Annotated in this window: 23 protein-coding genes and 1 pseudogene; 13 read left to right on the forward strand and 11 right to left on the reverse strand. The window is 62.3% G+C overall.

Going from position 1 to position 25,229, the window contains the following annotated elements; all coding sequences use genetic code 11:
- The first annotated feature begins 31 nt into the window (after positions 1-31).
- Positions 32-1,135, forward strand: a complete 1,104-nt coding sequence (locus tag GVN17_RS20035; protein ID WP_166596983.1) for an alkene reductase — start codon at positions 32-34, stop codon at positions 1,133-1,135.
- Positions 1,136-1,168: 33 nt separating this feature from the next.
- Here GVN17_RS20035 and GVN17_RS20040 read toward each other — a convergent pair whose 3' ends face one another.
- Entirely contained in the window at positions 1,169-1,372 is a 204-nt protein-coding gene (locus tag GVN17_RS20040) for a hypothetical protein (protein WP_166596984.1), read from the reverse strand.
- A gap of 332 nt (positions 1,373-1,704) precedes the next feature.
- Here GVN17_RS20040 and GVN17_RS20045 point away from each other — a divergent pair, with 332 nt between their 5' ends.
- From GVN17_RS20045 to GVN17_RS20060, 4 genes and pseudogenes are all read left to right on the forward strand, one after another.
- Entirely contained in the window at positions 1,705-1,998 is a 294-nt protein-coding gene (locus GVN17_RS20045; RefSeq protein WP_166596985.1) for a DUF6021 family protein, read from the forward strand.
- A gap of 185 nt (positions 1,999-2,183) precedes the next feature.
- Complete coding sequence (locus GVN17_RS20050) at positions 2,184-2,765, forward strand: DapH/DapD/GlmU-related protein (protein ID WP_256665317.1); 582 nt, start codon at positions 2,184-2,186, stop codon at positions 2,763-2,765.
- 110 nt (positions 2,766-2,875) lie between these two features.
- Positions 2,876-3,229 carry a DUF883 family protein gene (locus GVN17_RS20055; RefSeq protein WP_166596986.1) on the forward strand — a complete coding sequence of 118 codons (354 nt, stop codon included), beginning with the start codon at positions 2,876-2,878 and terminating at the stop codon, positions 3,227-3,229.
- A 223-nt stretch (positions 3,230-3,452) separates the two neighbouring features.
- Positions 3,453-3,584 (forward strand): annotated as a pseudogene (locus GVN17_RS20060) (DUF2934 domain-containing protein); the annotation flags it as partial.
- A gap of 86 nt (positions 3,585-3,670) precedes the next feature.
- Here the strand turns inward: GVN17_RS20060 and GVN17_RS29470 are convergent.
- The 4 genes from GVN17_RS29470 to GVN17_RS20080 form a co-directional block, all read right to left on the reverse strand.
- Positions 3,671-4,150, reverse strand: coding sequence for a MarR family transcriptional regulator (locus GVN17_RS29470; RefSeq protein ID WP_341964564.1), 480 nt, complete (start codon positions 4,148-4,150; stop codon positions 3,671-3,673).
- Positions 4,151-4,283: 133 nt separating this feature from the next.
- Positions 4,284-5,498 (reverse strand): MFS transporter, encoded by a 1,215-nt coding sequence (locus GVN17_RS20070; RefSeq protein ID WP_166596988.1) that lies wholly within the window; start codon positions 5,496-5,498, stop codon positions 4,284-4,286.
- 104 nt (positions 5,499-5,602) lie between these two features.
- Positions 5,603-6,208: a GNAT family N-acetyltransferase gene (locus tag GVN17_RS20075; protein WP_166596989.1), complete on the reverse strand. Its 606-nt coding sequence runs from the start codon at positions 6,206-6,208 to the stop codon at positions 5,603-5,605.
- Positions 6,209-6,214: 6 nt separating this feature from the next.
- A complete protein-coding gene (locus GVN17_RS20080; protein WP_166597017.1) occupies positions 6,215-7,372 on the reverse strand; it encodes a murein transglycosylase A in 1,158 nt (385 codons plus the stop codon).
- A 251-nt stretch (positions 7,373-7,623) separates the two neighbouring features.
- On the opposite strand from GVN17_RS20080, the gene GVN17_RS20085 reads away from it, so the two are divergent.
- Complete coding sequence (locus GVN17_RS20085) at positions 7,624-8,373, forward strand: hypothetical protein (protein ID WP_166596990.1); 750 nt, start codon at positions 7,624-7,626, stop codon at positions 8,371-8,373.
- Positions 8,374-8,442: 69 nt separating this feature from the next.
- On the opposite strand, the gene GVN17_RS20090 is transcribed toward GVN17_RS20085, so the two are convergent.
- The 5 genes from GVN17_RS20090 to ppnN form a co-directional block, all read right to left on the reverse strand.
- The gene (locus GVN17_RS20090) at positions 8,443-8,889 is read right to left on the reverse strand and encodes a CBS domain-containing protein (RefSeq protein WP_166596991.1); all 447 of its coding nucleotides are present in this window, start codon (positions 8,887-8,889) and stop codon (positions 8,443-8,445) included.
- 176 nt (positions 8,890-9,065) lie between these two features.
- A complete protein-coding gene (locus GVN17_RS20095) occupies positions 9,066-9,485 on the reverse strand; it encodes a type III secretion system chaperone (protein ID WP_166596992.1) in 420 nt (139 codons plus the stop codon).
- A gap of 44 nt (positions 9,486-9,529) precedes the next feature.
- Complete coding sequence (locus GVN17_RS20100; RefSeq protein WP_166596993.1) at positions 9,530-14,296, reverse strand: AvrE-family type 3 secretion system effector; 4,767 nt, start codon at positions 14,294-14,296, stop codon at positions 9,530-9,532.
- A gap of 78 nt (positions 14,297-14,374) precedes the next feature.
- On the reverse strand, positions 14,375-14,968 hold the full coding sequence (locus GVN17_RS20105) for a GNAT family N-acetyltransferase (RefSeq protein WP_166596994.1): 594 nt from the start codon (positions 14,966-14,968) through the stop codon (positions 14,375-14,377).
- A 131-nt stretch (positions 14,969-15,099) separates the two neighbouring features.
- Positions 15,100-16,473 (reverse strand): nucleotide 5'-monophosphate nucleosidase PpnN, encoded by a 1,374-nt coding sequence (gene ppnN / locus GVN17_RS20110; protein WP_166596995.1) that lies wholly within the window; start codon positions 16,471-16,473, stop codon positions 15,100-15,102.
- Between the two features lie 494 nt (positions 16,474-16,967).
- Between ppnN and GVN17_RS20115 the strand changes: the two genes are divergently transcribed.
- From GVN17_RS20115 to GVN17_RS20135, 5 genes are all read left to right on the forward strand, one after another.
- Positions 16,968-17,507 (forward strand): sterol desaturase family protein, encoded by a 540-nt coding sequence (locus tag GVN17_RS20115; protein ID WP_166596996.1) that lies wholly within the window; start codon positions 16,968-16,970, stop codon positions 17,505-17,507.
- Positions 17,508-17,668: 161 nt separating this feature from the next.
- Entirely contained in the window at positions 17,669-18,391 is a 723-nt protein-coding gene (locus tag GVN17_RS20120; RefSeq protein WP_371928583.1) for a dienelactone hydrolase family protein, read from the forward strand.
- Between the two features lie 318 nt (positions 18,392-18,709).
- Positions 18,710-19,246, forward strand: a complete 537-nt coding sequence (locus GVN17_RS20125; RefSeq protein ID WP_166596997.1) for a sigma-70 family RNA polymerase sigma factor — start codon at positions 18,710-18,712, stop codon at positions 19,244-19,246.
- Positions 19,243-20,199: a FecR domain-containing protein gene (locus tag GVN17_RS20130; protein WP_166596998.1), complete on the forward strand. Its 957-nt coding sequence runs from the start codon at positions 19,243-19,245 to the stop codon at positions 20,197-20,199. The genes GVN17_RS20125 and GVN17_RS20130 overlap by 4 nt, the downstream gene beginning before the upstream one ends.
- A gap of 94 nt (positions 20,200-20,293) precedes the next feature.
- On the forward strand, positions 20,294-22,750 hold the full coding sequence (locus GVN17_RS20135; protein ID WP_166596999.1) for a TonB-dependent receptor: 2,457 nt from the start codon (positions 20,294-20,296) through the stop codon (positions 22,748-22,750).
- 19 nt (positions 22,751-22,769) lie between these two features.
- Here GVN17_RS20135 and GVN17_RS20140 read toward each other — a convergent pair whose 3' ends face one another.
- Complete coding sequence (locus tag GVN17_RS20140; RefSeq protein WP_166597000.1) at positions 22,770-23,183, reverse strand: PaaI family thioesterase; 414 nt, start codon at positions 23,181-23,183, stop codon at positions 22,770-22,772.
- 400 nt (positions 23,184-23,583) lie between these two features.
- Between GVN17_RS20140 and GVN17_RS20145 the strand changes: the two genes are divergently transcribed.
- Both GVN17_RS20145 and GVN17_RS20150 read left to right on the forward strand, forming a co-directional pair.
- Complete coding sequence (locus tag GVN17_RS20145) at positions 23,584-23,982, forward strand: transposase (protein ID WP_371928584.1); 399 nt, start codon at positions 23,584-23,586, stop codon at positions 23,980-23,982.
- Positions 23,983-24,499: 517 nt separating this feature from the next.
- Positions 24,500-25,229 (forward strand): FGGY-family carbohydrate kinase (locus GVN17_RS20150; RefSeq protein WP_256665319.1); only part of this gene is annotated, 730 nt, incomplete at its 3' end.

Below are 25,229 nucleotides of genomic sequence, written 5' to 3' on the forward strand. Positions count from 1 at the left end.
TCTTCTCTCACTGGCTCAGGACACACCGATCATGACGACCTCTTCGAACCTGTTCACGCCCATCGACTTCGCGGGCCTGAGTGCCCCACACCGTGTGGTGATGGCCCCGATGACCCGAGCTCGTAGCTCCCAGCCTGGCGACATCCCCAACGCGCTCAACGCGCAGTATTACGCTCAACGCGCGTCGGCGGCGCTGATTGTCACCGAAGCTTCGCAGATTTCCACCCAAGGCAAAGGCTACTCCTTCACGCCCGGCATCTATAACGACGCCCAGCAGGAAGGCTGGCGCGGGGTGACGGACGCGGTGCACGCCGAAGGCGGCCGGATCTTCCTGCAACTCTGGCATGTGGGGCGGATGTCTCACCCGGACTTTCATCAGGGCGAGTTGCCGGTGGCACCGTCCGCCGAACCCTTCGAAGGGCAGATCTGGAAAGTCGACCCGGCGACCGGGCAGGGCACGATGGTCGATTCACCGACACCACGGGCGTTGAGCCGCAGCGAGATTGCCCAGATCGTCGACGACTTCCGTCAGGCGGCCCGCCGTGCCATTCGGGCCGGTTTCGATGGGGTCGAGATTCACGGCGCCAATGGCTACTTGGTGGATCAGTTCCTGCGCACCACCTCGAACAAACGCACTGATGAATACGGCGGGTCCCGCACTAACCGTCTGCGGTTTCTCCGGGAAGTGGTCGATGCGGTCGTTGACGAGATCGGCGCCGAACGCACGGCCATTCGCCTGGCGCCGTTTCTGACGGCCCGGGGCATGGACTGCCCCGACATCCTGCCGACCATCCTCGACGCTGCCGAATACCTGCAAGGCAAGGGCATCGGCTACCTGCATCTGGTCGAAGCGGATTGGGACGATGCGCCGGTGATCACTGAAACGTTCCGTCGGGCGATTCGCGAGCGGTTCACTCGCCCGATCATCGTCGCAGGCAACTACGACGTCGCTCGTGCCGAGTGGGTGATCGCTCAGGGGTATGCGGACTTGGTGGCGTTCGGCAGACCGTTCGTGGCCAACCCTGACTTGCCGCGACGCCTGGCGCACGACTTGCCCCTGGCGGCACTCGACCCCGCCACGTTGTTCGGCGGCGCGGCCCAGGGCTACAGCGATTACCCTTCCGCAGCCAAGTAAAACGCAGGAGGTCTGACGTGCAGCGGCAGGGCGCTAATCGATGCGCGCAGCCGCTGCTTTCAGCTGTTGAACAGAGGAATGAATGCCCCGAATATTCCCGGCGATTTCCGTGTGGGTCTGGTGGGGCTGACGAAACGTGGCGTAGGCCAGATGGCCCGCCATCGACTGAGACAGGCGTTCAAGATGAACGGCGGTTTCTTCAAGGTCGCGTTTGATCGCAGGTAGGGGTACGAGCACTATGGGCCTCTGGTGTGTACGTTCTGAAGCAGTCAGTGGTCACCGATCCGTTGACCTCTACGTCCGTCCGCTTTCACAGCACCAGCGTGTCCCGTGGGCATCCTCGGTTTGACGACACATCGGTTGGCTTGGCTCACAGCCAGCCTCCATAGTGAGCGGGAGCGTAGCTGATTGCCATCATACTTAAGGATACAGACCCGACCTTGACGTGCCGGTTTGCGACCTTTCGGGCCTACCGGTGCCATTCGTCCATCTTGCGGCACTCCTGGATGCGGGGCATTTCCGATGGGTATATGCGTGGATATCCCATGCTGTGAGGATGGAGAATCGAGATGGAGATGAATCCCGACGCGCCCGGCAATGTTTCGCAGAAAGGCGTGAACAGCCAGGCCGACAATGAGACCGGTTTCGATCATCGCGCTGGCACTCGCCCGGCTGAACCCACTTCAGGTGAAAAACCGCGCAAGATCGACCCTGATCTGGGATTCGATCCAGAATCCCCAGACGCTTCCGATCCCGCCGTTGACCCATTGCACCCGGCCCGGACCAGCAATGACCCGGTGCCGTCGGCGGATCGGTCGAACCGCGATGATTCGAAACCATCCCTGGGGGGTCGGGGCATCTAGTCCGAACCGCGCCTGGCGTTGCGCGGTTTGGCAGCGCACAGTGAAGCCCGGCACCTGTGTCGGGCTTTTCCATTCTGTACAGCAGCAACGCGCAAGCATTCCATACGGCTTTTCGGCAACGCGCTAGAATCACGACGGCGCTCGATACCGGGCAGGCGATCCCCTTTCTCACGTGACCGAACCCCATGATGCTGTGGCTGTATAACCTCAAAAAACATCTCAAACCGGCCGAGTACACACGGCTGCTCAGCACTCACGACCTCGGCAAAAAGAAAAGCAACCGTCTTTTAAGCAAGACAGGCGTTGTGACCGCGGGCAATGCGGTCATCCGCCCACCGTTCTATTTCGAACGGGGCCGCATCACCTTGGGCAGGAACGTTTTGATCAACGCCGGTTGCGTCTTTCTGGATCAGGCAGGCATTACCATCGGCGCCGACGCGATGCTCGGGCCGCAGGTGCGTCTTTGCACCACCACCCATGACTTGAACCCTGCGCTGCGCCACAGCCACACCCGTTCATCACCGATCAGCATCGGCGCAAACGCGTGGATTGGCGCGGGCGTGGTGATCCTGCCGGGCATCAGCATCGGCGAGAACAGCGTGATTGGCGCCAACAGCGTGGTGAACACGGACGTTCCGGCGAATGCGCTGTATACCGGCAGTCCGGCCCGGTTCAAGAAATGGCTGACGCTGGATTCGAGTCGGGAAAACGGTGATCCATTCACGGAGCTGAATCGCGTTTTGAACGGCGATGCGACCCCTGGATAAGCCCTCGACACGTTAAACCTGTACACGCGTCCGCGGTTGTTCAGTCTTTCGGAACGAATTATCCCGAGCACCGGTCAACCTTTTTCACCCCCCTTGAACACGGAATGTCCATGAGCAAGATGATCGATAACCTCACCGAAACCCTGAGCGAGGACCTCTATGAAAAGACCCGCGCGCAGCTCAACACCTTTATCAATGAAACCAATGCGTTGCTTGCGGCGGGTGATGCCCTGCACGAAGACCGCACAAGTCAGGCCCACGCGCGTTTGATCGCATTCCTCAAAGACGCTGCCACACGCGGTGAAACGGTGTATGAACGTGACTTCCTCCCTGAGCAGCCACCGCTGACCCGTGCGCTCGATGAAGCCAAGGTGTTCGTCAAGGCCAACCCTTGGGCGGCCGTTGCGGCGGCAGCAGGTGTTGGCCTGGTCGTGAGCATTTTGCTCAACCGCCGGCAACCCTGAAAGGAGATCTGTCGTGATGCGTGGTCGCGGTATCGCAACAATGCGCAGAGGGCCAGGAGGCCGATTTTCGCTGTCCAACGCCTACAAACGGTGTGAGGGCGCGCGGCTATTTTCTCCCCGGTACTGGCTGGTCTATGGCTCGCCCAGTGTGGTCACCGCGGGAGGCCTCGGTGTCTATCTGACGCCGGGCGACGAACTGCAGAAATATCTAGGGGGGCGGTGCATGAATGTCGACGAAGAAGCTGTTCGTCAACTGGCGCAACTGATTTGGGAGACAGAGGGCCGACCCGAGGGGCAGGAGGCCCGTCACTGGGACATGGCCACCAAGCTGGCCGAGTCCGCCGCGATGGCGCCGGTACGGGTGTCGAACCGGCACAAGGTCGATACCCTGTTCCCGACCCCGGATGAGCCAGAGGACCCATGACGGCGGTGAGTGCGCCGTCAGGCTTCGCTGGCCTGCAACTCGCCCAGCAAGGACTGCGCAAAGCTCTCTGAAGCGATGAAGTCCAGCGCCTGACGCAGCTTTACCGTCTCTTCGACGCCGAAGGTCTTGTCGAAAACCTGCTGAACCCGCTCCGAAACCTTGCGCGCCTGTGCGTACTTTTCCTGACCGGCCTGGGTCAGGAGCACCCGGCGACTGCGGCGGTCCGTCTCATCTACCTGCAATTCCACCAGACCGTCGCGCACCAGCGGCTTGAGCGTATGGCCCAGGGCGGAGAGGTCCATGACCAGCGCCTGCGCGAGGTCGCGCATCTTGGGCTGGCCACTGCGTGCGATCTGCGACAGCAGGGAATACTGAGTGGCTTTCAGGCCGCAGTCAGTAAAGGCTTCGTCATAGATCTGCCCCAGACGGCGGGAAGCTCGGCGCACCGAGCCGTTGGCACAACTGCTGGGCGCAACGGTATCTGAGCAGGAGGTCACGCGTTTCAATACGGGGTACTCATTCAATGCAAAGGGTGGACCGATTATGCCTGCGCGAGCGAGGCGGACAAGGTTTTTCAGCCCGCCGGGCGGTGACACGATGACGCACGGTCGTGACCGGGGGCTTGCCGAATCAGGATTCCCCGGCCGCTTGGCGGTCAAATCGCTGCGCGCTGGCGCGGGCATCGGTGATCGCCCAGTACCACATGCCCAGACCGCCCAGGGTCAGCGCCGCGGCGGCATAGCCGGTGGCGGGCAGTCCCATTCCGGCTGAAATCACCAGGCCGCCGACCCACGGGCCGATGGCGTTCGCCAGGTTAAAGGCGCTCTGCACCAATGCCCCCGCCAACGATTGCGCGTGGGGCGCGACGTCCATCAGGCGGGTTTGCAGAATGGCCGCCAGCCCGACGCCACAGCCGATGAAAAACACCAGCGGGATCAGTAGCCAGAGGTTATCGGTGGCCGAGGGGTAGAGCGCCAGTACCAATGCGGTGAAGCCCAGCGAGATGCCGGCCGAGCGCATGGTGGCCCGGTCCGCTGCCCAGCCGCAGACCAGATTGCCGACCGTGGTGCCCACCCCGAACACGGCCATGACCACCGGAATCATGAAGTCTGAGGTCCTGGTGACTTCGATCAGCGTCGCGGCCAGGTAGGTGTAGACGCAGAACACGCCGCCAAAACCGATCCCGGCAATGCCCAGCGTGAGCCAGACCTGGCGCGAACGCAGTGCGCCGAGTTCACGCAGCGGGCTGGCGTCGGCCTGGGCGGGCGAGGCGGGGGCGAGGGTGCGGATCAGCACGGCAGTGATCGCGGCGAGTATCGCGACCACCGCCAGGCCCCAGCGCCAACCGACGGTCTGGCCGATCCAGGTGGCGAACGGCACGCCGACGATGGTGGCAATGGTCAGGCCGAGAAACACTCGTGAAACTGCCTGTGCACGCTGATTCTTCGGGACAAGAGACGCGGCCAGCAACATGGCGACGCCGAAATACGCCCCATGGGGAAAGCCGCTGAGAAACCGGAAGAACACCAGCCAAGGCAGCGAAGGGGCGATGGCGCTCAGGGCATTGGCGATGCCGATGAACGCCGCGAGGCCCACCAGCAGCGCCCGCCGTGGTAATCGGACGCCGAGGACCATGATCACCGGGGAACCGACCACCACGCCCAGGGCATAGGCACTGATGGCGTGGCCGGCCAGCGGCTGGGTGGTCTGGAAGTCGCCAGCGATAAAGGGCAACAACGTCATCGAAGCAAATTCGGTGGTGCCGATGGCGAACGCGCCCATGGCCAGCGCGAACAGCAGCCAGCCCATGTGAAAGTCGTGTGGGGTGTCAGGGGTGTGAGTCATTGGGGAGCGCGGCGCTTGAGAGAAGAAACATCCTGTTATACCTGAAACCGGTTTCAGATCAACCCGCAACCGGTTCAGAGGCGCGAAGGAGAGCGTTGGGGGCGTCAGCCGAAATGTGCCATTTTCTCTCGTAGCATGGCTTTCACGTCAGGCCACTCGTCATCGATGATGCTGAACCGCACGGAATTGCGCTTGCGGCCGTCGGGCATGATCCGCTCGTGGCGTACGATGCCTTCCTGTTTCGCGCCGATGCGCAGGATGGCGGCGCGGGACTTCTCGTTGAGTTCGTCGGTGGTGAACTGCACCCGCACGCACTGCATGACCTCGAAGGCGTATTCCAGCAGCAGGAATTTCATCTCGGTGTTCAGCCCCGAGCGCTGCACCGACTGGCCGAGCCAGGTGTGGCCGATCTCAAGCTTGCGGTGCTTGCGGTCGATCTTCCAGAACCGGGTGCTGCCAACGATCTTGCCGGTGGCGCGGTGCACGATGGCGAAGGGCATGACGGTTCCGGCCGCACGGCCCGCCAGCGCGGTGGCAATGTAGGACTCGACCGTCGTCGGTCCCGGAATCACCGTGACCTTCATGTTCCACAACTCGCCGTCTTCGGCAGCCTGCACCAGTGACGCGGCGTGTTCGGCCTGCAACGGCAGCAGGGTCACGCTATTGCCAGTCAGGGTCACCTGTTCGGTGGCGATCACTTCACTGCTCATGCCGCATTATTCCTTGGGTTTGGCGTTGGGGAGTGCGGCGCCTTTGGGCCACAGCATCCAGATCTGCCCCTGCTGTTTCATGTTGCCCGCCAGTTCACCAGCCGCGTCGCCGGTGCCCCAGAACATGTCGGCGCGGACTTCACCGGCGATGGCACCGCCGGTGTCTTGAGCGGCGACCGGGCGCACCAGCGGCGAGCCGTCGGGACGCGTCGACGACAGCCACAACAGGCTGCCGAGCGGGATGACCTTGCGGTCGATGGCCACACTGTAGCCCGCAGTCAGCGGCACGTTGAGCGAGCCGCGAGGGCCTTCGTCGCTGTCCGGGCGCAGGGTGAAGAACACGTAGCTGGGGTTGCTGCCGAGCAGTTCATGCACGCGATCCGGGTGAGCGATGGCCCAGTCACGGATGCGGCCCATGGACACCTCGTCCTTGGTCAGTTGACCCTGTTCAACCAGCCAGCGGCCCACCGGTTTATAGGGGTGGCCGTTCTGGTCGGCGTAGGCGATGCGCAGTTGCCGACCGCTTTCCAGTTGCACCCGTCCCGAGCCCTGGATTTGCAGGAATTGCAGGTCGATGGGGTTTTCCAGCCAGGCGAGCACGGGAGCGTTGACGCCTTTCTCGTTGATCGTGGACGCGTCGTCGTAGGGGCGCAACACGCGGCCATCCAGACGACCACGCAAGCGTTTGCCCTTGAGTTCCGGATAAATGCTGTCGAGATTGACGATGATCAGATCGTCCGGCACGCCGTAGATGGCCACCGGATGCTGATCGTTATGGGCTTCGCTGCCTTTATAGATCGGCTCGTAATAGCCGGTGATCAATCCGTTGGCGCCGTGCTCGGACGAGCGCAGGCTGTAGACCTGCAATTGATTCTTGAGAAAGTCCCGTACCGCTGGCGGGTTCAACGGCACCTGAGCGGCGGTTGCGCAGGTCGTGCCCCAGACCGGGTCCTTGGCCAGGCGCTTGCACGCCGAGAACCAGCTGTTGAACCCGGCCATCAAGTCCTGATCACTGACCGCAGGCAGCTTGTCCCATTCGACACTTACATAAGTCGTGGCTTCGGAAGGCTTGGTCTTCGGCGCCCCTCCGTCGCAGGCCGCAAGCAGGGCGATCAAGGGAGCGAGGCAAAACAGAAAGCGGCGCCAGTGCAGGCTTGGGGTCATCACGCGGGGTGTTTCCTGAAAGCAAGTGAAGTCCGCTAGCTTGGTGAAAGGCGAGGGCGACGTCAAATGTGTGAGGCTTTGTTTCATCGACACTGGAGTGTCAGACCCACCGCGATCGGACGAAGGCGGTGTGTCAGGGGGTGCCAACGTCATTTCACCCCTGATTCCGCACTTTTCACCGATTTGCCGCTCTATGCATGGCCGGGACGCCGCGATTCGCGTGGGGTCCAGATCGTCGAAGCCCTTGAAACATGGTTCCACTGCGCCTTCCATTCCTTGCACGCCACCGCGTTCGCCCCTGGCTCGTGGTGTGTCTGACCGCTGTCTGTACCCTCGGCTGCACCCGTCAGGACGGGCAGGATGTGGCGACGCAGTTCGGCAATACCCGCCCTCAGGAATTCTTCCAGACCAGCGTCGACCGCATGGCCACCCTCGCCATGCATGACAACCTGGAAAGCCTCTACCTGCTGATGAACAAGCTCTACCTGCGCAACCCCGCCGAGTGGCGCAAGTCCGGGTTTGTCGATGCGCGGTCAGCCGAACGCAACGTGCGTAACGCCATCGAGCAGCAGAAGTCACTGGCGCAGCTGGGCAACCGGCGGGATCTGGCCGCCCTGAGCTACGCCCTCAGCCCGGAATTTCTCGGCGACCGGGTGGGCGCGTTCATCTATGCCATTGGCAGCATGCTGGTGACGGCCCATGGCGGGCGGATGGAGTTCTTCATGACCGACCAGATCAACCCCAAATTCGTCAGCAACGCCGCCCGCAACATCGAAAAGGCCACGTGGCTGCTGAGCCAGCGGCAGAATGCCAATGGCGAGTTGATGCTGTTCTCGAACGAGATTTCGGAGGAGGGCAGCAACCTGAGTTTCGCCACGGAATTCGGCAAGATCGTGGCCCGGCTGGACCTGCTGACCCAGATGCTCGACGAGCGCTACCGGAGGATCGGGCTCAATTATGCGCAGAGCCTGTTGTTCCTGAATTTCTTGCCGGTGCAGTAACCGCACGGGCCGCCGTCGGACGCAGGGGTGGGTCAGGCGTTTTGAAACCTGCCTGACCCACCCCGGACTTCAATAACTCTCGCCGCGAATGTATTCCTGCATTTTCTGAATGAGCCTGGCCTGTTCCGCAATCGCCTCTTTCACCAGGTCACCAATCGACAGCAATCCCACCAGCTCGCCGTTGTCGACGACCGGCAAATGCCGCAGCCGGCCGTTGGTCATGATCGCCATGCAATCACTGACCTTGTCACCCGGCGCAACGGTCTTCACCTCGTGGGTCATGATCTCGCTGACGGGCGTCCCCACCGAGGCGCGGCCCTTCAACTCCATCTTGCGCACGTAATCCCGCTCGCTGACGATGCCCACCACCTTCCCGTCCCGCACCACCGGCACGGCACCGATGTTTTTCTCCGCCATCAACGTGATCACCTCAAAGACCATCTGGTCCGGCCTGACGGTATGAGGAACCCTGTGTTGTTCGTCTTTGAGCTTCAGTAACTCGGCTACGGTTGTCATGGTGGCCTCTCCGGCACGTATTGTAAGCCCGGCCACCGTGGTCGGGCCGTGTGTAGAGAATCGTAGAGAGATGGCATTCCGGCAAGTTTTTGAAAGCGCCGCGCAGATGGCGAAAAACGTCAGCTGAGCCAAGCATTGACGTTTTTAGCCGTATTTGCGGCTCGCGGGACGATCGATCAGACGAACCGTCGAGCCATCACCGGCGCAGCCGGAGCCGACGTCGCAGGGCGCAACAGCGCCGGGACCTCCTGCGTCTGCTTGACGAAGCCTTGCACCCAATGCACGAACGCCAGTTCACTCAAGCCGTCCAGCGGCAGCTCGGCGCACAGCCGCACCTGATTGCGGTCGTCGAGCGCCAGCCAGCAACCACTCATGGCGCTGGAGTCGAAGTTCAGGCGCAGCAGCTTTTCATGCAGCGCGGGGTCGGGGCGCAGTGCCAGCCGACAATGCAAAATCGCGACATCCCCCGCCGTCGGGATTTCAATGATGACCACTTCGCGTTGCTGGTCGAACAGGGCGCAGACGCCGTTTTCCAGCGTCAGCGTAATGCCCATCTGTTTGGCCAGGGCGTCGATCAGGGTGGTTGCAGTTGCCATGGGTGAACTCCTCGAATGATGTCGTCGCGCAATCCTGCCTCGCATCACGCGGGCCTGAACACGCCTTGGGCGTCGCTGGCCAGGTCGCGGGCCGGTTGCGGGTCGCTTTGATCCGCCTGCTCGCCGTCCAGGGTGAATTTCTTCGGCTGGGTCTGATCCAGCCCGTACTCGAACGTGACCTCGCCGCGCAGGCGCTCGATGCTCAGGTTGCTGCCGCTCTTGAAGCTGACATAGGGCAGTGGGATCGCCAGCGAATCGTCCTTCGCCGCCGTCCGGAAGATTGCGATGCTCTTGATGCGCAGGTTGTCCTTGTTGGCGAGCATCTCCTTGAGGTCCTTGTCGGTCAGGGTCCCGGCCAGCGCGCCTTCTTCGATGCGCTGCTTGATGTCGTCGCGCACCTCCAGCTTCAACTCGGCGCGGGTCGTGCCTTTCGTGCGTTTCAGTTCATCGAGCAGGCCCTTGAGCTGCGGGTCATGGCTCATCAAATCGTGGATATGCTCGGCATTGCCGGGGTTGACGTCCAGGCCCAGCAATTCCTTGGTCCAGTCGATGCCGCGTTTCGACAGCGCCGCCTGGTCGACCCGATTGACGTTGTTGTGCTTGACCACCATGTCCATCAGGGACATCAGGCTCGACCCCTGTTTGGCGGCCGTGTTCTGCCGGTCCAATTGGCGCAGGCTGGCAAGCGCGGCGAATTGAGCGTCGTTCTTCGGTGCCCCGGCGCTGAGGTATTTGGTTTTGAGCAGCAGGAGGGTGCGGTCTGCCGGATGCCCCTCGGTGGGCTGGTTTTTGGGCAGGGCGGGGTAGGCCTTCTCCAGGGTTTCGGCCAGGCCTTTCAGGTCGTTGTTTTGCACGGGCAACGCGTGCTTGAACCGCACGTCGTAGGTTTTGCCGGTCTTGTTATCGAAGGACAGGCTCGCCGTGACGCCCATTGGCGCCCCGCCGGCGATGAACAGGTTGCTGGGACGCGAACTGAACACGGTGCTGAACATCCGCGCATACCCCGAGACCGAGCCCTTTTCGAGGAAGCGCGCCCGATTGCTGCTGTAGATGTCAGTGGACAGGCCGTCGCTGCCGTGGCCTTCCGTCCGTTCTCGCTCGGCGCTGAGCAGGGACAGGCTGGCGAGCAGCCCGGCACCGAAACGCATGAAGCCGGCGACCGGCTCGGCGTCGGTCTGGCCCTTGTTGGTCCGGGACTCGATGTTCAGTCCCACGTCGAGGTCGAAGTTGTGCTTGGTGGTTTCACGAACTTCCTTTTCCACGCCACGGTCCATCAACGCCATGGGCTTCAAGCCGCCCGCGTCGGGTTGCTTGCTGCTGTGCAGCGGCTCTTGCATGAGGTCTTTCATGAAGGCTTCAAGCTCGTCGTCGCGGATAAAAAAGCTGAGGGCGGTGTTGTCGGTGTATTTGTACTTGCCATCGAGGCTGCCGCCGAACCAGCCGCCGTTGGACTGAATGTTCTTGTGGCTGTCGCCGGGTGTGGTGCGGGTGTCGCTGATGCCGTTGCCGAAGCCGAAACTGGCGGTGCCGCTGACCGCGCCCTCGCGATTGAGCGCGACTTTCAGGCCGCGATCGAATCGGGTGAACGTCAGCCCGAACGTGCGTTCGGGGTCGATGCTGCCGCGAAAACCGAGAAACGCTTTGCCTTCCGGACCAGAGACGCCACCCGTGACGCCGCCGCCGTAGTTGCGGTTGAGCTTGAGGCTTTCCCTCGGTTCAAGATCGCGCAGGGCATTGGTCAGGTTGCTCACCAACGCGTCGGGACGGGTTTCCAGCCCTTGCAGGACGCTGCGTTTGACCGGGTGGTTGTCCTTACGCATGTACTTGAGCAGGCTTTTGGTCGCGTCGTAGCTGGCTTCCAGCGCGGCATGATTGCGGAAACCGGCGTCGGTGTAGCGCTTGATCGGGCTGCCTTCGTAGGTGTCGTTGTGCAGTTTGGCGAGTGACCTGGCGATGGCATCGAGGTTCTGTGGGCCGGTTTTTTGGGTCTCCGCGACCAATTCACTGAGTTTTTTGCTGATGTCGTCCAGCACGTTGATGTCCAGTGCCAGGCGCGCACGCAACAGCGCTTGATCGTCACCGCGTTTGCGCGAGGCATCGAGGCCGGTTTGCGAGGTGCGATGCTCCAGCGTGAAATGTTGGTCCTGCAGCGAATTGAGCAGTTTGCCCAGCGGGTGGGTGTCGTTGATCCCGCTGTTGCGCGCCACTTGCGCCACTTCGGTCAGCATGTCGTTGGCCCTGGGTTTGCCTTGATACGCCGGGTTGACCTCACCGTTTTTGAGCAGCGCGTTCTCTTTTTCCGCCAGCTCGCGCAGGGTGTGTTGCAGGTCGTCGGTCACCGCTGTGTGGAACCAGTCGAACAGCTCGGTCAGCTCAGTGAGCGCGGGTGTCTGGGCCGGGATCGGGATGGCTTTCAACGCGTCGATACGAGAGGCCGCCGTGGGCGCGTTGACAGCGCTCATCGCGGCGGTCGATTTTTCGCCCAGGGTTTGCAGGGCGGCAGTTTCTCCGGTGTAGATCGGTTTCAGGCCTTCGCGGCCTTTCCAGGCGTGCTGCACGCTGTCGGCAGGCACCTTGACAGCGCCGGTCGGTGACAGGTGAGACGTGAGGTAGTTCTGATTCCAGCGCGCGGGGGCGAACTGTTCGGATTTGATCGTCTCGATGTTGCTGCGGCCTAGCACATTGAGACTCGCCTTGACGTTGCCACGCCGGGTGAAGTCTGGCTCGCCGGCCACCAATTGGTCGAAATGTTCGTGGGCCTTGCGTGTGGGGTCGGCGGGCGCCGTGGCAGCTGCCCAGGTGCCGTCACCGTTTCGAACGAAATCGCCCCGGTCGGTTTTCGCCAGCAGCTTGCCGTCGTGATCCGGTCGCAGGTCTTGCAGGGTCGCGCCTGCGAGTGGGCCGTCCACGGTGACGGGGTCCCAGCGAGGTGTTTCGGTGCTCATTTTTTTTGGGTCGGTGCTGTCGCCAGGGAGGCGAAACAGCTGATCGTCGCGCAGCGCGTACCAATCCTTGCCGCCACTGCTCAAGGACTGAATCGGCCCGGTGCCGGGCGGCGAGGGCAGGAACGCACGCTCACCGTTCTGGTCGTGCAGGCGCAACTGGCCGGCGCTGAGGGTCACGTATTTCTGATCGTTCTGCACCGCGACTTTGTCCACGGTGAGGTGTTCGGCGCCGCGCATGACCGTGCCTTTGGCTTCGGTCCCGCGCCCCGGCAACGCCAGGTCCGCCCCCTTGCCCATTTCGTGGGCGGCGGCTTGCGGCGCGACCTTGAGTTGCTTGAGCTTGCCGTCCTTGTCGACCAGATACGCGAAGCCGTCCTGACCCGCCTGCAGGGCCTTGAGGTCTTTTTCGCTGCCTTTCTTCCATTGCTCGGTGCGCGGGTCCTGCACCAGCAGGTCGTTGCCGCTGAGGGCGATGTTGCCGCGCGGCAGACGAATCTGCGACTGGGCATCCGGGGTCAACGTCGGCAAGCCTTTCTGCCGGTCCATGATCAGCGGTGCCATGTTCCAGCCGGGTTTGAAATCCTGACGATGCGGGTCCCACTGAGCGCTGTGTTCGGCGCCTTTCTGATCCTTGATCCTGGCGTGCAGCTGCCCCTGATCGTCGTGGAAGAAGTCGCTGACGGTGTGCTCGCCGAAGGCGTTTTGCAAGCGGGCGTCGGGTGTTTTCTCGCTCAGGTGCAGGTCGAGGCCGATCAACGGCGGGCGCCGGACCATCGTGCCTTCGGGGGCGTCAGGGTCCAGCGAGGGCATGAGGTCGTTGTCGCTGATGTGCGCCTGCAGCAACTTGCCCGACGCGCTGGTGGCAAGCAGCGTGTTACCGGCGATGGTCACGGATTTCGGCTTCAGGGCCTCGTCGTTGGGCGTGCCGGTGGGCAGGCGCAGGGGCTGAACGTCGTGGACGCCGTCGCCGAACACGTGTAGCCGCTCCAGCGTCGGGGCGTGGTCGTCGTCTTCGGACAGCGCGATCAGCCCACCGCCCGTGGCGCTTCCCAGCGCAGACACCTTGTGGGTGAATTCCAGCGGCGTGCGGGGATCTTTCAGCGAACGCACCTTGCCGTCCTCGCCCAAGGCGTAGACCGTGCCGTCGCCGACGCTGTGCAGGCTTTTCAGGTGGCGGACGTGGGTGCGTTCTTTCCATTCGCCGTTTTCCAGCGCGTAGAGTTTCTTTTCGTGCAGCCGCCATGCCTGGCCGTCATCGCCCACGTGAACGCCGGTGATTTGCGCCCTGTGCGCGTGGTCCGGCATGGTCAGGCTCGCCGGGTTGACGTGTGTCCCGCTGCTTTTGAAGACGGACACCGAGAGGTTGCTCGCCTGGGCATGGATCAGCCGATCACGGGCGTCGATCAGCGCATAGGTGCTCTGATCGCCATGGGTGCCAAGGTGCGCGAGGCTTTTGTAACGGTCGGCAGGCGTGTTGAGGATGCCGTCGAGGAGTCTTTCGGTGTGGGTGGTGTGGCCGTCCGCGCCGAACACCAGCTTCTGGTTGTCCAGCGCCATGGTGAGTTTCGGCATCAATGGCAGGGCCACTGGTGGCGGCGCCAGGCCTGGATCGGCCAGGCCCGGGTCAGGCGTGGGGGCGCGGGAACTGCGGGGCACGGAAGCGGCGTCGCCCGGTCGCGCCCTGAACAGCCCGTCCCTCAGGTTGCGGCCCTTGGTGACCGCCGACTGACTGAGGATGGCCATGCGGCCCATGATGCCCGAGCGCTGGCGCGGTCCTTCGGCGGGGGCTGCTGCGTCGGCGTGTCCCGTCCGCGCCACATTGCCCGTGGGGGCGGTCCGGTGAAAAAGGTTCGGGGGTAAGGCCATGCTGACGCCGTCCATGCAGTGGGTACTGTGCGGACTGAGTGGCGTCAGACGGCGACCGGTTCCCGCCGATCGAAAAAATCAGGCGGGCGCGTCAGGGGCCTTGCGTCGCGGGCGCGAGACGACGGACTCGATATTCTTGCGGCCGATCAGCAGCGGGCTTTTGGCTTTGCGGGACGCAGGCATGTCGGCCAGCCATTTGTACATCACCAGGCAGTCGACCAGTCCGAGGCGGGCGTGACGATAGGCGCGGGGCAGGCGGCCAACGGTCTCGAACCCCAGTTTGCCCCACAGCGCGACTGCGACCTCGTTGGTGGCGACCACCGAGTTGAACTGCATCGCCGAGAAACCGCTGTCCACCGCCAGTTGCTGAGAGTGTTCGCACATCAGTCGGGCGACGCCTTTGCCACGGGCCTCAGGCGTGACCATGTAACCGCAGTTGCACACATGGCTGCCAGGGCCGGCGGCGTTGGCCTTGAGGTAATAGCTGCCGAGCAACACGCCGTCTTCCTCGGCGATGAGGGTGTGCAGCGGGTAGTCGAGCCAGAGGTGCAGGGCTTGTTCGTAGGTCGTGGCGGGGTCGTAGGCGTAGGTTTCCTGCGCCTGGACCACGGCCTGAAAGGTGGGCCAGAAGCGTTCGAAATCTTCGGGCGTCATGGGGCGGATGTGGATCATGAGGAACCGTTGGAGACCAGAGAGTTGAAGGGTAGGAGCGCGCTTGCCCGCGATGACGGTGTGTCAGCGCGTAAATGTGTCACACGCCCACCCCTCTCGCGGGCAAGCGCGCTCCTACAGGTTTGTGTGCCTCAAGAGACCACGCGATAACACGGCACATACGCCGCGCCGCCCGGCAATTTCATCCGGTGCTGTTCGACGAAGGCTTGCAGCAACTTGTCCAGCGGCTGCATGACTTCGGCGTCGCCGTGAATCTCGTAAGGCCCGTGCTCTTCGATCAAACGGATGCCCTTGTCCTTGACGTTGCCCGCCACGATGCCGGAAAACGCACGGCGCAGGTTGGCCGCCAGTTCATGGGGTGGCAGGTCGCGGCGCAGTTGCAGGCTGGCCATGTTGGCGTGGGTCGGGTCGAAGGGACGCTGGAAGCTTTCTTCGATCTTCAGCAACCAGTTGAAGTGGAACGCATCGGCCCGTTCGCGACGGAACTGACGCACGGCTTTCAGGCCTTCGGTCATCTGCCGGGCGACTTCCGCCGGGTCGTCAATGATGATCGTGTAATGCTTGTGTGCCTCTTCGCCCAGGGTCGCGCTGACGAATGCGTGCAACTGCTCCAGGTACGGTGCGGTGCTTTTTGGCCCGGTCAGGATCACCGGGAACGGCAGGCCCTGGTTGTCCGGGTGCATCAGGATGCCCAGCAGATAAAGGAATTCCTCCGCCGTACCGGCACCGCCCGGGAAGATGATGATGCCGTGACCCACGCGCACGAAGGCTTCGAGCCGTTTCTCGATGTCCGGCAGGATCACCAGCTCGTTGACGATGGGGTTCGGCGCCTCGGCGGCAATGATGCCGGGCTCGGTCAGGCCCAGATAGCGGCCGCCGTTGATGCGCTGTTTGGCGTGGGCGATGGTCGCGCCTTTCATCGGGCCTTTCATCACGCCAGGGCCGCAGCCGGTGCAGATGTCCAGCTTGCGCAGGCCCAGTTCGTGGCCGACTTTCTTGGTGTATTTGTATTCTTCGGTGTTGATCGAGTGGCCGCCCCAGCAGACCACCATCTTCGGCTCGACGCCCGGACGCAGGGTGCGGGCGTTGCGCAGCAGGTGGAAGACGTAGTCGGTGATGCCCTGGGACGAGCTGAGGTCGATGCGCTGGCTGTCCAGTTCACTCTCGGTGTAGACGATGTCGCGCAGGGCGCTGAACAGCATTTCCCGGGTACTGGCGATCATCTCGCCATCGACGAAGGCGTCGGCAGGGGCGTTCAGCAATTCAAGGCGCACGCCCCGGTCCTGTTGATGAATGCGGACTTCGAAGTCTTTGTAGGCTTCGAGGATGGTTTTGGCGTTATCGACATGGGCGCCGGTGTTGAGGATGGCCAGGGCGCACTGGCGGAAGAGGTTGTAGATGCTGCCGGAACCTGCGGCGCTGAGCTGTTGCACTTCACGTTGTGACAGCGTCTCCAGGCTACCTTTAGGACTGACCGAAGCGTTGATTACATGTCTTGGAGCCATTCTGAATTCCTTGAAAGCGATGCTGGCCAGCGGGTGTCGATGACCGGCATTAATACAGTGGGCCAGATTTCCGCCCACCCATGGGGGCCATTTTTTACATCGCTCGGTCAGGAAAGCAAACGTTGTGAGTGAAATCTTCGGCTGAGGAGCAAAAGCGGTTGGCCTTGGCGTGCTGACGATGGCTTTGCAGCTGACGCAGATCTTCTGACCATTTGGACCGGCAGAAACACCTCTGCGGCCGCTGACATCAAATCCGGGCCAACTCCACCCGAACAGGCTAAACACGTAAACCCCTGTGGGAGCGAATTCATTCGCGAACGGCCGGTACAGCCGACGCATCTCCATCGGCCATACCCTCTTTCGCGAATGAATTCGCTCCCACAGGGAATCCCGTGCGGCGATGTGGCCTCCGTTCGCCTGCCCGCTTTTGATTTTCCCGCGTGCCCCGGTATGCTGCACCTCGATGTCCACCAGCCCGTGACCACGCCATCCCCATGATCCTTAACTTCGCGATTTTCCTCTGCACCCTGGTCGCCATGGAGGGTGTCGGCTTTCTGGCTCACAAGTACGTGATGCACGGCTGGGGCTGGTTTCTGCACCGTTCCCACCACGAAGAACACCTCGGCGCGCTGGAAACCAACGACCTTTATTTGCTGGCGCTGGGCATGGCGGCAGTCGGCTTGATTGTTCTGGGCATTAACGGCTACGACCCGCTGCAATGGGTGGGGGCCGGTGTCGCGGCGTTCGGGCTGATTTACATGCTGGTGCACGACGGCATCGTCCATCGCCACTGGCCCATGCGGCCGCAACCGCGCAATCGCTACCTGCGCCGTCTCTATCAAGCCCACCGGATGCACCACGCGGTGAAGGGCCGACGCAACAGCGTGTCGTTCGGTTTCCTTTATTCGCCGTCGGTGCCGACGCTGCAAAAGCAACTGCGGGACATGCGTGATGCCGAGCGCGCCCGAGACCGCGACGCTTCCCTGACCGACCTCTGCGGGACCTCGATCAACTCCGATCTGCAAAACGGCTGAGCCTTGACATCGCTCATTTCTGCCATTTGATGGCAACTTTCATGCAATGGCCGTTATTTGCCCTTTTCAGGCGCGTGCAAGTGTCGTAGAACAGAGGGCTCTGCTGTCCGAGGATGCCCAAGGTCAGCATCTCAGACACCTAAAACGCCCGGGAGATACACGTGACGCAATCCATCGCACAACCCGCAACAGGCAAAACCATTACCTTCAAACGCCCTGACGGCAAAGACGTCAGCGGCTATCTGGCCACCCCTGAGAAAACCGAAGGCGCGCCGGCCATCGTGGTGATCCAGGAATGGTGGGGCCTCAACGATCAGATCCGTGGCGTCGCCGACCGTCTGGCAGCCGCAGGTTATCTGGCGCTGGTGCCTGACTTGTATCGCGGCGAAGCCACGGTCGAGGAAGAGGAGGCCCATCACCTGATGAGCAAACTCGACTTCGCCGATGCCGCCACTCAAGACATTCGCGGCGCGGTGCAATACCTGAAAGGTCATGCGCAAAAAGTCGGCGTGACCGGTTTCTGCATGGGCGGCGCGCTGACCTTCCTGTCCTTGAACTTCATTCCCGAGTTATCGGCCGGCGTGGTGTTCTACGGGTTCCCGCCGCTGGAATACCTTGATCCGAACGCCATCAAGGTGCCGGTTCAGGCGCACTGGGCGACGCAAGACGAGTTCTTCGCGATCGAAACCGTGGACGAGCTGGAAAAGAAACTCGGCGACGGCGGGGTCGACCTCGAATTCCATCGCTACCTCGCGCACCACGCGTTCACCAACGAAACCGCCGTGGGCCATGGCCGGATTCCCGGCACCCAATACGACTCGGTCTGGGCGCAACTGGCGTGGGACCGGACCTTGACCTTCTTTGGTCGGACGTTGTGGGGTTGATGATTTAATCCCGTCACGCCGCCAAACGCTGTGGACTGTCGGATGAGTGACGGCGTGCCGGGGAATGGGATTCAGCACTGAACCTGTGGGAGCAGCAGGAGCTGTACGACAGCCGCGAAGGCGGCGGGTCGGTGGCGGGGGTGTGTCAGCCAGGCTGTCTTCGCTGCCGTCGTAACCTCCGGCGTCTCCTACAGGTGCGATGTGCTCGAGTACCTTGCGGCTGACTCATTCCCTGCACATTCAAGCCTGACGCACGTTGCCGAATGTTTCCGTTTGAAATATATTGCGAACCATTCCTATTTGCTTGCGTTTCTCACCATGCCCGTTTCCGGTTCTTCTTCCCATCCCCATCAGGGCGTTGCGACGCTGTATGGCGCTCATCACGGCTGGCTGGTGAATTGGCTACGGGGTCGTCTGGGCTGTTCCCATCAGGCCGCCGATATGGCGCAAGACACGTTCATGCGCGTGCTGCTGGCGGACCGTAACCAACCGATCACCCACGAACTGATCGAACCCCGACACTTTCTGGTCACCATCGCCCGACGGGTCATGGTCGACAGTTTTCGGCGTCGGTCGGTGGAAGAGGCCTATCTGCACGTCCTCGCTGAACAGCCCGAACGTTACGCCGTCTCCCCGGAAGAACGCCTGATGCTGCTGGAAACCCTGCACGCGCTTGACGCGATGCTCAGCGGGTTGGGCAAGCGGGTGAAAGAAGCGTTCCTGCTCTCGCAGTTGCAGGGCTTGGGTTACAAGGACATTGCTGAACAACTGGCCGTATCAGTGAGTTCGGTGACCAAATACATCGCCCGCGCTACTGAACATTGCCTGCTGTTCCAGCTGGAACACGGCGCTTGAACCGTTCCCCCGAACATCAGGCCCTGAGCGCAGCGGCCCACTGGTTTGCGCGAATGGGCGCCACGCCTGGTGACGCCACGATGCAGCGCCAGTTCCAGACCTGGCACGACGAAAACCCCTTGCACCCTTGGGCCTGGCAGCGGGTCGCGCTGTTGCAGGCGCACCTGGGCAACGCCAAGGGTGCGCTGGGTTATCAGGTGCTGGATCGCGCAGGTCGCGCTTCATTCGGGCGACGGGGCGTGCTCAAAACGGTTGCGCTGGGTGTCGGTTTTAGCGCGCTTGGCTGGGCGGGGTATCGTGAAGCGCCGGTGTTGCTCGCCGACCTGCGCACCGGCACTGGCGAGCGCCTGACCCGCACGTTGGCCGATGGCAGCACTCTTGTTCTGAACACGGCCAGCGCCGTGGACATTGTGTTCAACGCCGAGGCCCGATTGATCCTGCTGCGTGAGGGCGAAATTTTCGTTCAGACCGCCAAGGATGCCCGACCCTTCATCGTGCGCAGCGCACAGGGTGAGATGCAGGCACTGGGCACCCGTTTCAGCGTGCGGCAGCAGGACGGCGTCACGCAGTTGGGCGTGTTTCAGCATGCGGTCGCGGTTCGCCCTGAAGGCGCGCCGGGGGAGCAGACGATCATCGACAGCGGCCAGGCCGTGAGCTTCAACGCCCGCACGCTGTTCGACCGTCATCCGCTGGACCCTCTGGCTGACACGTGGATCAGCGGGCGACTCGTGGTCGACGGCTGGCGGCTGGGCCGTCTCATCGGTGAATTGCAGCGCTACCGCAGCGGATACCTCGGTTGCGCGCCAGAGATCGCGCACCTTCGGGTCTCGGGTTCCTATCCGCTCGATGACATCGATCTGGCGCTGTCAGCGATTGCCCGCTCGCTGCCGGTCAGGGTGGTGCGCTACACCGATTTCTGGATGCGGTTGGTGGGGCATCCAGCCTCTGCATAATTTATTTTCAGGGTGGCATTGTCGATTTGCGCAGGCTCGCGCGACTCCTTGTAAGAAACCCTTACAACGCCCGAACAGGGCATCAGGAGCACGCATGCGCACCCCGTCAAAACCCGCCAGCCGAAATCCCTTTGCCTTCACGCCGCGCAACACCTTGAGACTCGCTGTGCTCGGGGCTTCGCTCGCGTGGCTGGAGCCGATCTTGCTGGGTGGGGCATACGCGCAGGCCGCCAGTGTGCAGAAAAACTACGCCATCGCACCGGGGTCGCTGGGCGCGGTGTTGGGGCGTTTCGCCAATGAAGCGGGCGTGGTGTTGTCGTTTCAGGCGGGTTTGACCGATGGCAAGCAAAGCGCTGGACTCAACGGCACCTACAGCGTCGACCAAGGCTTCGCGGCGTTGCTCGCGGGCTCGGACCTGATCGCCACCCCCGGGGCCCAAGGTGTTTACGTGCTGTACCGCGCCGAGAAAACCTCGGCCCTGCAACTCGGCGCCACCAGCGTCGTCGGCGCGGGAATCGATGAGACCACCGAGAACACTGGCACCTATACCCCGCGCCAGACCAGTACCGCCACCAAGATGGGGCTGTCGCTGAAAGAGACGCCGCAGTCGGTCACCGTGATCCCGCGTCAGGTCATGACCGATCACCACTTGGCGTCGCTGGATGACGTGGTCAAGTTCACGCCGGGCCTGTCCAGCAACCACCGCGACAGTGATCGCTACACCTTCTATTCGCGCGGCTTCCAGATTCAAAACTTCGAATACGACGGCATTCCATCGCAGACCGCCAACGAATCCCAGCAGTACACCAGCACCCTCGCGGACATGGCGATTTACGACCGCGTGGAAGTCGTGCGCGGCGCGACCGGCCTGTTGAGCGGGGCGGGCACGCCTTCGGCGACGCTGAACCTGATTCGCAAACGCCCGACCTCGGAGTTTCAGGGCTATGTGTACGGCGAGGCCGGTGCCTGGGACCGCTACCGCGCCGAGGCCGATGTGGCGGGGCCGTTGACCGACAGCGGCAACGTGCGGGGGCGGCTGGTCAGCGTGTATCAAACCGCCGGTTCCTTCATCGACGCGTACAAGACCGAGAAACGCGTGATGTACGGCGCGGTGGACGTGGACCTGAGCGAAGACACGCTGCTGCGCTTCAGCCTCGATTACCAGAATAACGACTCCGACGGCGTCAGCTTCGGCCATATCCCGCTGTTCAACAGCAACGGCACCGCGACCCATTTTTCCCGTTCGTTCAACCCCGGCGCGAAATGGAGCTACCTGGACAACACGCAGTACAACTTCAGCACCGTGCTGGAACAGAAACTCGCCAACGACTGGACGCTCAAAGCCGCCTACACCCATCAGTACGGCTACCGTCACGGCGTGGTCGGCTCGGCCAGTGCCGGTGCGCCGGACTTTGAAACCGGCGGGGGCGTGCGTATGTACGTCAACCGGCTGGACAGCTACCAGACCCAGGACAACGGCGACCTGTACGTCACCGGACCGTTTGAATTGGGCGGGCGAGAGCATGAGCTGGTGTTCGGTGCCAACGTGGCCTACACCCACCTCAACTACCCGGACTATGAGCGTGCAACGCCCTCGGTCGATAACATTTATGAGTACGACGGCAACCCCGGTGGCAAGCCGCACCTGGGCAAAACCGGTGAAAACCTGACGCGCCTGAGCCAGAACGGTGTCTATGGCGCGGTACGCTTGAAACCGACGGATGCGCTGTCGGTGATCCTCGGCACGCGGGTCAGTTCGTGGACTGAAAAGGACGACAGCAGCGACGACTTCACCGGCGAATCCACCAGCCGTGACCGCACCAAAAAGACGGGCGTGGTCACGCCGTACGCGGGCGTCATCTACGACCTGAACGACACCTACTCGGTCTACGCCAGCTGGACCAGCATCTTCCTGCCGCAGACCTTCTACAAAACGGCGAGCAACACCTCGCTCAAACCACTCGAAGGCGACAACTACGAGGTGGGCCTCAAGGGCTCGTTCTACGACGGCGCGCTGAACGCGAGCATTGCGCTGTTCGAGGTGAAGCAGAAGAACACGCCGCAATTCGTCGACACCGGCGAAGACGGCCGTGAGGTGTATGAGGCCATCAGCGGCACCACCACGCGGGGCATCGAGACGGAAATCTCCGGCGAAGTGCTGCCGGGGTGGAACGTCATCGGCGGCTACACCTACCGCGAATCCCACGACAAGGATGACAATCGCGTCGAAACCAACCAGCCGATGAATCTGTTCAAACTCGGCACCACCTATCGCCTGCCGGGCGAACTGAACAAGCTGACAGTGGGCGGCAACATGACCTGGCAGAGCGACATTTACGCAGTCAACGAAGACTTTGGCACCAAGGCTCATCAACGGCCGTTCGGTGTGGTCGGGTTGCTGGCCAACTATGAAGTCGACTCGCACCTGAGTGTGGGTTTGAACGTGAACAACCTGTTCGACAAGAAGTATTACGACGGGCTGGGCACGTTCAACTCGGGGTCCTACGGCGACCCGCGCAACGCGGTGATCAACGCTCGCTGGAAGTTCTGAACGGCAGTCGTGTAACGGCTCAGGCCGGACGTTTGGGCGGGATCGCGTAGGTCCCGACCACATGGGCAACTGCGTCCGGTAGCCCCTCGGAATACAGCGACACCTCACCAATGGCCAGGGTCTTGCCGACCTTCAGCAACTGACACTCGGCCACGATCCGCCGCCCGGCCTCAGGTTTACGCAGGAAATTGATCGTCAGACTGGTGGTCACCGCCAACGGCACGATGCCAATTGCCCCCAACACCGCGACGTACAGCGCCACATCCGCCACCGCCATCAACGTTGGCCCCGACACCGTCCCACCGGGCCGCAAGTCCGACTCATCGACCGCCTGAGAAACCGTCGCGGTCTTCTCCCCAACCGCCTCGACCACGATCCGCGTCTGCGGAAACTCCTGCGCGATAAACGCCGCAATCTCTTCTTTGCTGGCCATGACGACTCCTGAGTGATGGGCAGCGCAAGACTTGATGAGCGGGCGGGGATTGTCAACGGAGCAATGCGCACAAGCCGCTGCCTCGTTTAGTGGCCGTTCTCTGTAGGGGCGAATTCATTCGCGAAAGATGTATCAGACGATGGAGATGTATCGGCCGCACCGGCCCCTCGTCGGAATGCCGCCCAGAATGAATTCGCTCCCACAGGGGGGGACGGTGTGCGACTTGAGTCAACGGGGTCTATGCGGTTGGCGATGTTCATATTTGAAGAAATACCAAAGCGTACGATCTTCACACGCACGACTAGGGGGAGTAGGTACTAATCACTATCAGAGGTCGAGCGTGCTTAACCCATCGCAATCCCATCGTCTTCGCTCAGGGCGATTTTCCGAAACCGGCAGGGTGTATTTGATCACCTCGGCCACTGAAGGGCGTCATCCGTTTTTTTCGCGTTTTTGCCTGGGGCGTCTGGTGGTGGATGAGTTTCGCCGCGCTGACCGAGAGGAGATCGCGGCTTCGGTGGCGTGGGTGGTGATGCCTGATCACATTCACTGGCTAGCGGAGCTAAAAGGCGGATCACTGGATCAATTGGTAAAGCAGGTCACGGCGAGAAGCGCGATCGCTGTGAATCGAGCGACTCACCGCCGAGGAAGGGTCTGGCAACAGGGTTATCACGAGCGGGCGCTGCGGTATGACGAGGATCTGAAGGCTGCCGCACGATACATCATGCTGAACCCGGTCAGGGCCGGTTTGGTTCAGCGTGTTGGAGACTATCCGCTGTGGGATTGCATGTGGGTCTGACGGGCTGGATGAAGAAAGTAGGGACGGCGCGATCTTCACTGTGGGAGCGAATTCATTCGCGAAAGATGTATCAGACGACGGAGATGTATCAGCCGTACCGGCATCTTCGTCGGAATGCCGCCCAGAATGAATTCGCTCCCACAGGGGGGGCGGTGTTTTGCCTGATAGGGAGGTGGTGCTCGTTGTTGACATCGCGAGTGCTGCGGAAATATTTCTGACTGGCCGAAGACTCTAACTGTGGGAGCGAATTCATTCGCGAAAGCGGACTTTCAGGCAAAGAAGATGCAGCACCTGGGCCGACGATTCGCGAATGAATTCGCTCCCACAGGGGGAGTGGCTGGCTGAAGAGAGGCTTCGATCTTCGGCATGAAAGCTCACCCTGGGGCCTTGTGAACGCCATCGGGCTCATGCCGAACGGCCATAGGGGCATCACGCCGACCAGACAACGCCACACATCCTGAACTAATCTTGCCCTTCGACTTCAGGCGGTCACGGACGGTGATGGGGCAGGGCGCGCATGCATAAGCTGGTTATCGGTATCGATCTGAGCACGACCACCTGCAAGGCGATTGCCTGGAATGCGCGGGGCCTGTTGGTGGCGCAGGCGCGGGCGCCGTTGGGGCTGTCGCGACCGGCGCCCAATGCGTACGAGCAGGACCCGGAAGACTGGTGGCGGGCCACGCAACAGGCGGTCACGGCGCTGATGCGGCTGATCGAAGGCTCGGCCATTGCGGCCGTTTCCATCGTCAACCAACGGGAAACCGTGGCCGTCACCGACGCCGAAGATCGCCTGCTGCGGCCCGCCATTCTCTGGCTCGACGAGCGTCGCAAGGACGAGGTCGCGGCGCTCTGTCATCGCGTCGGCCACGAACGTCTGCACAGCATCACCGGCAAACCCCATGACTGGGCGCCGGCCATTTACAGCCTGGCGTGGCTGGCCGACGCAGAACCCGAGCGGTTCCGGCAGATTCGCCACGTCTACGAACCTCACGCCTGGCTGGTGCGCAAACTCACCGGCGAGTTCGTCACCAGTTGGGCCAGCGCCGACCCGTTTGGCGCCTTCGACATTCACCAACATCGTTGGGCGGACGACGTGCTCAGCGCATTGCCGATCCCCCTCGACAGCGACTGCTTCCCCACGGCATTCGCGCCCGGCTCGGTGCTGGGCTTGGTCACGGACGATGCCGAAACCCTCACCGGTCTGCCCGCCGGTACGCCCGTGGTGGCAGGCGGGGGCGACGGTCAGG

Source organism: Pseudomonas sp. SLFW (genome assembly GCF_009905615.1).
In the GTDB taxonomy this organism is placed as follows: domain Bacteria; phylum Pseudomonadota; class Gammaproteobacteria; order Pseudomonadales; family Pseudomonadaceae; genus Aquipseudomonas; species Aquipseudomonas bambusae.

What these genes read in the sequence shown, in the direction of transcription:
- GVN17_RS20035 (WP_166596983.1), top strand. Translation starts at nt 32, where the DNA reads ATGACGACCTCTTCGAACCTGTTCACGCCCATCGACTTCGCGGGCCTG.
- GVN17_RS20045 (WP_166596985.1), top strand. Translation starts at nt 1,705, where the DNA reads ATGGAGATGAATCCCGACGCGCCCGGCAATGTTTCGCAGAAAGGCGTG.
- GVN17_RS20050 (WP_256665317.1), top strand. Translation starts at nt 2,184, where the DNA reads ATGATGCTGTGGCTGTATAACCTCAAAAAACATCTCAAACCGGCCGAG.
- GVN17_RS20055 (WP_166596986.1), top strand. Translation starts at nt 2,876, where the DNA reads ATGAGCAAGATGATCGATAACCTCACCGAAACCCTGAGCGAGGACCTC.
- GVN17_RS20070 (WP_166596988.1), bottom strand. Translation starts at nt 5,498, where the DNA reads ATGACTCACACCCCTGACACCCCACACGACTTTCACATGGGCTGGCTG.
- GVN17_RS20075 (WP_166596989.1), bottom strand. Translation starts at nt 6,208, where the DNA reads ATGAGCAGTGAAGTGATCGCCACCGAACAGGTGACCCTGACTGGCAAT.
- GVN17_RS20080 (WP_166597017.1), bottom strand. Translation starts at nt 7,372, where the DNA reads ATGACCCCAAGCCTGCACTGGCGCCGCTTTCTGTTTTGCCTCGCTCCC.
- GVN17_RS20085 (WP_166596990.1), top strand. Translation starts at nt 7,624, where the DNA reads ATGGTTCCACTGCGCCTTCCATTCCTTGCACGCCACCGCGTTCGCCCC.
- GVN17_RS20090 (WP_166596991.1), bottom strand. Translation starts at nt 8,889, where the DNA reads ATGACAACCGTAGCCGAGTTACTGAAGCTCAAAGACGAACAACACAGG.
- GVN17_RS20095 (WP_166596992.1), bottom strand. Translation starts at nt 9,485, where the DNA reads ATGGCAACTGCAACCACCCTGATCGACGCCCTGGCCAAACAGATGGGC.
- GVN17_RS20100 (WP_166596993.1), bottom strand. Translation starts at nt 14,296, where the DNA reads ATGGCCTTACCCCCGAACCTTTTTCACCGGACCGCCCCCACGGGCAAT.
- GVN17_RS20105 (WP_166596994.1), bottom strand. Translation starts at nt 14,968, where the DNA reads ATGATCCACATCCGCCCCATGACGCCCGAAGATTTCGAACGCTTCTGG.
- ppnN (WP_166596995.1), bottom strand. Translation starts at nt 16,473, where the DNA reads ATGGCTCCAAGACATGTAATCAACGCTTCGGTCAGTCCTAAAGGTAGC.
- GVN17_RS20115 (WP_166596996.1), top strand. Translation starts at nt 16,968, where the DNA reads ATGATCCTTAACTTCGCGATTTTCCTCTGCACCCTGGTCGCCATGGAG.
- GVN17_RS20125 (WP_166596997.1), top strand. Translation starts at nt 18,710, where the DNA reads ATGCCCGTTTCCGGTTCTTCTTCCCATCCCCATCAGGGCGTTGCGACG.
- GVN17_RS20135 (WP_166596999.1), top strand. Translation starts at nt 20,294, where the DNA reads ATGCGCACCCCGTCAAAACCCGCCAGCCGAAATCCCTTTGCCTTCACG.
- GVN17_RS20140 (WP_166597000.1), bottom strand. Translation starts at nt 23,183, where the DNA reads ATGGCCAGCAAAGAAGAGATTGCGGCGTTTATCGCGCAGGAGTTTCCG.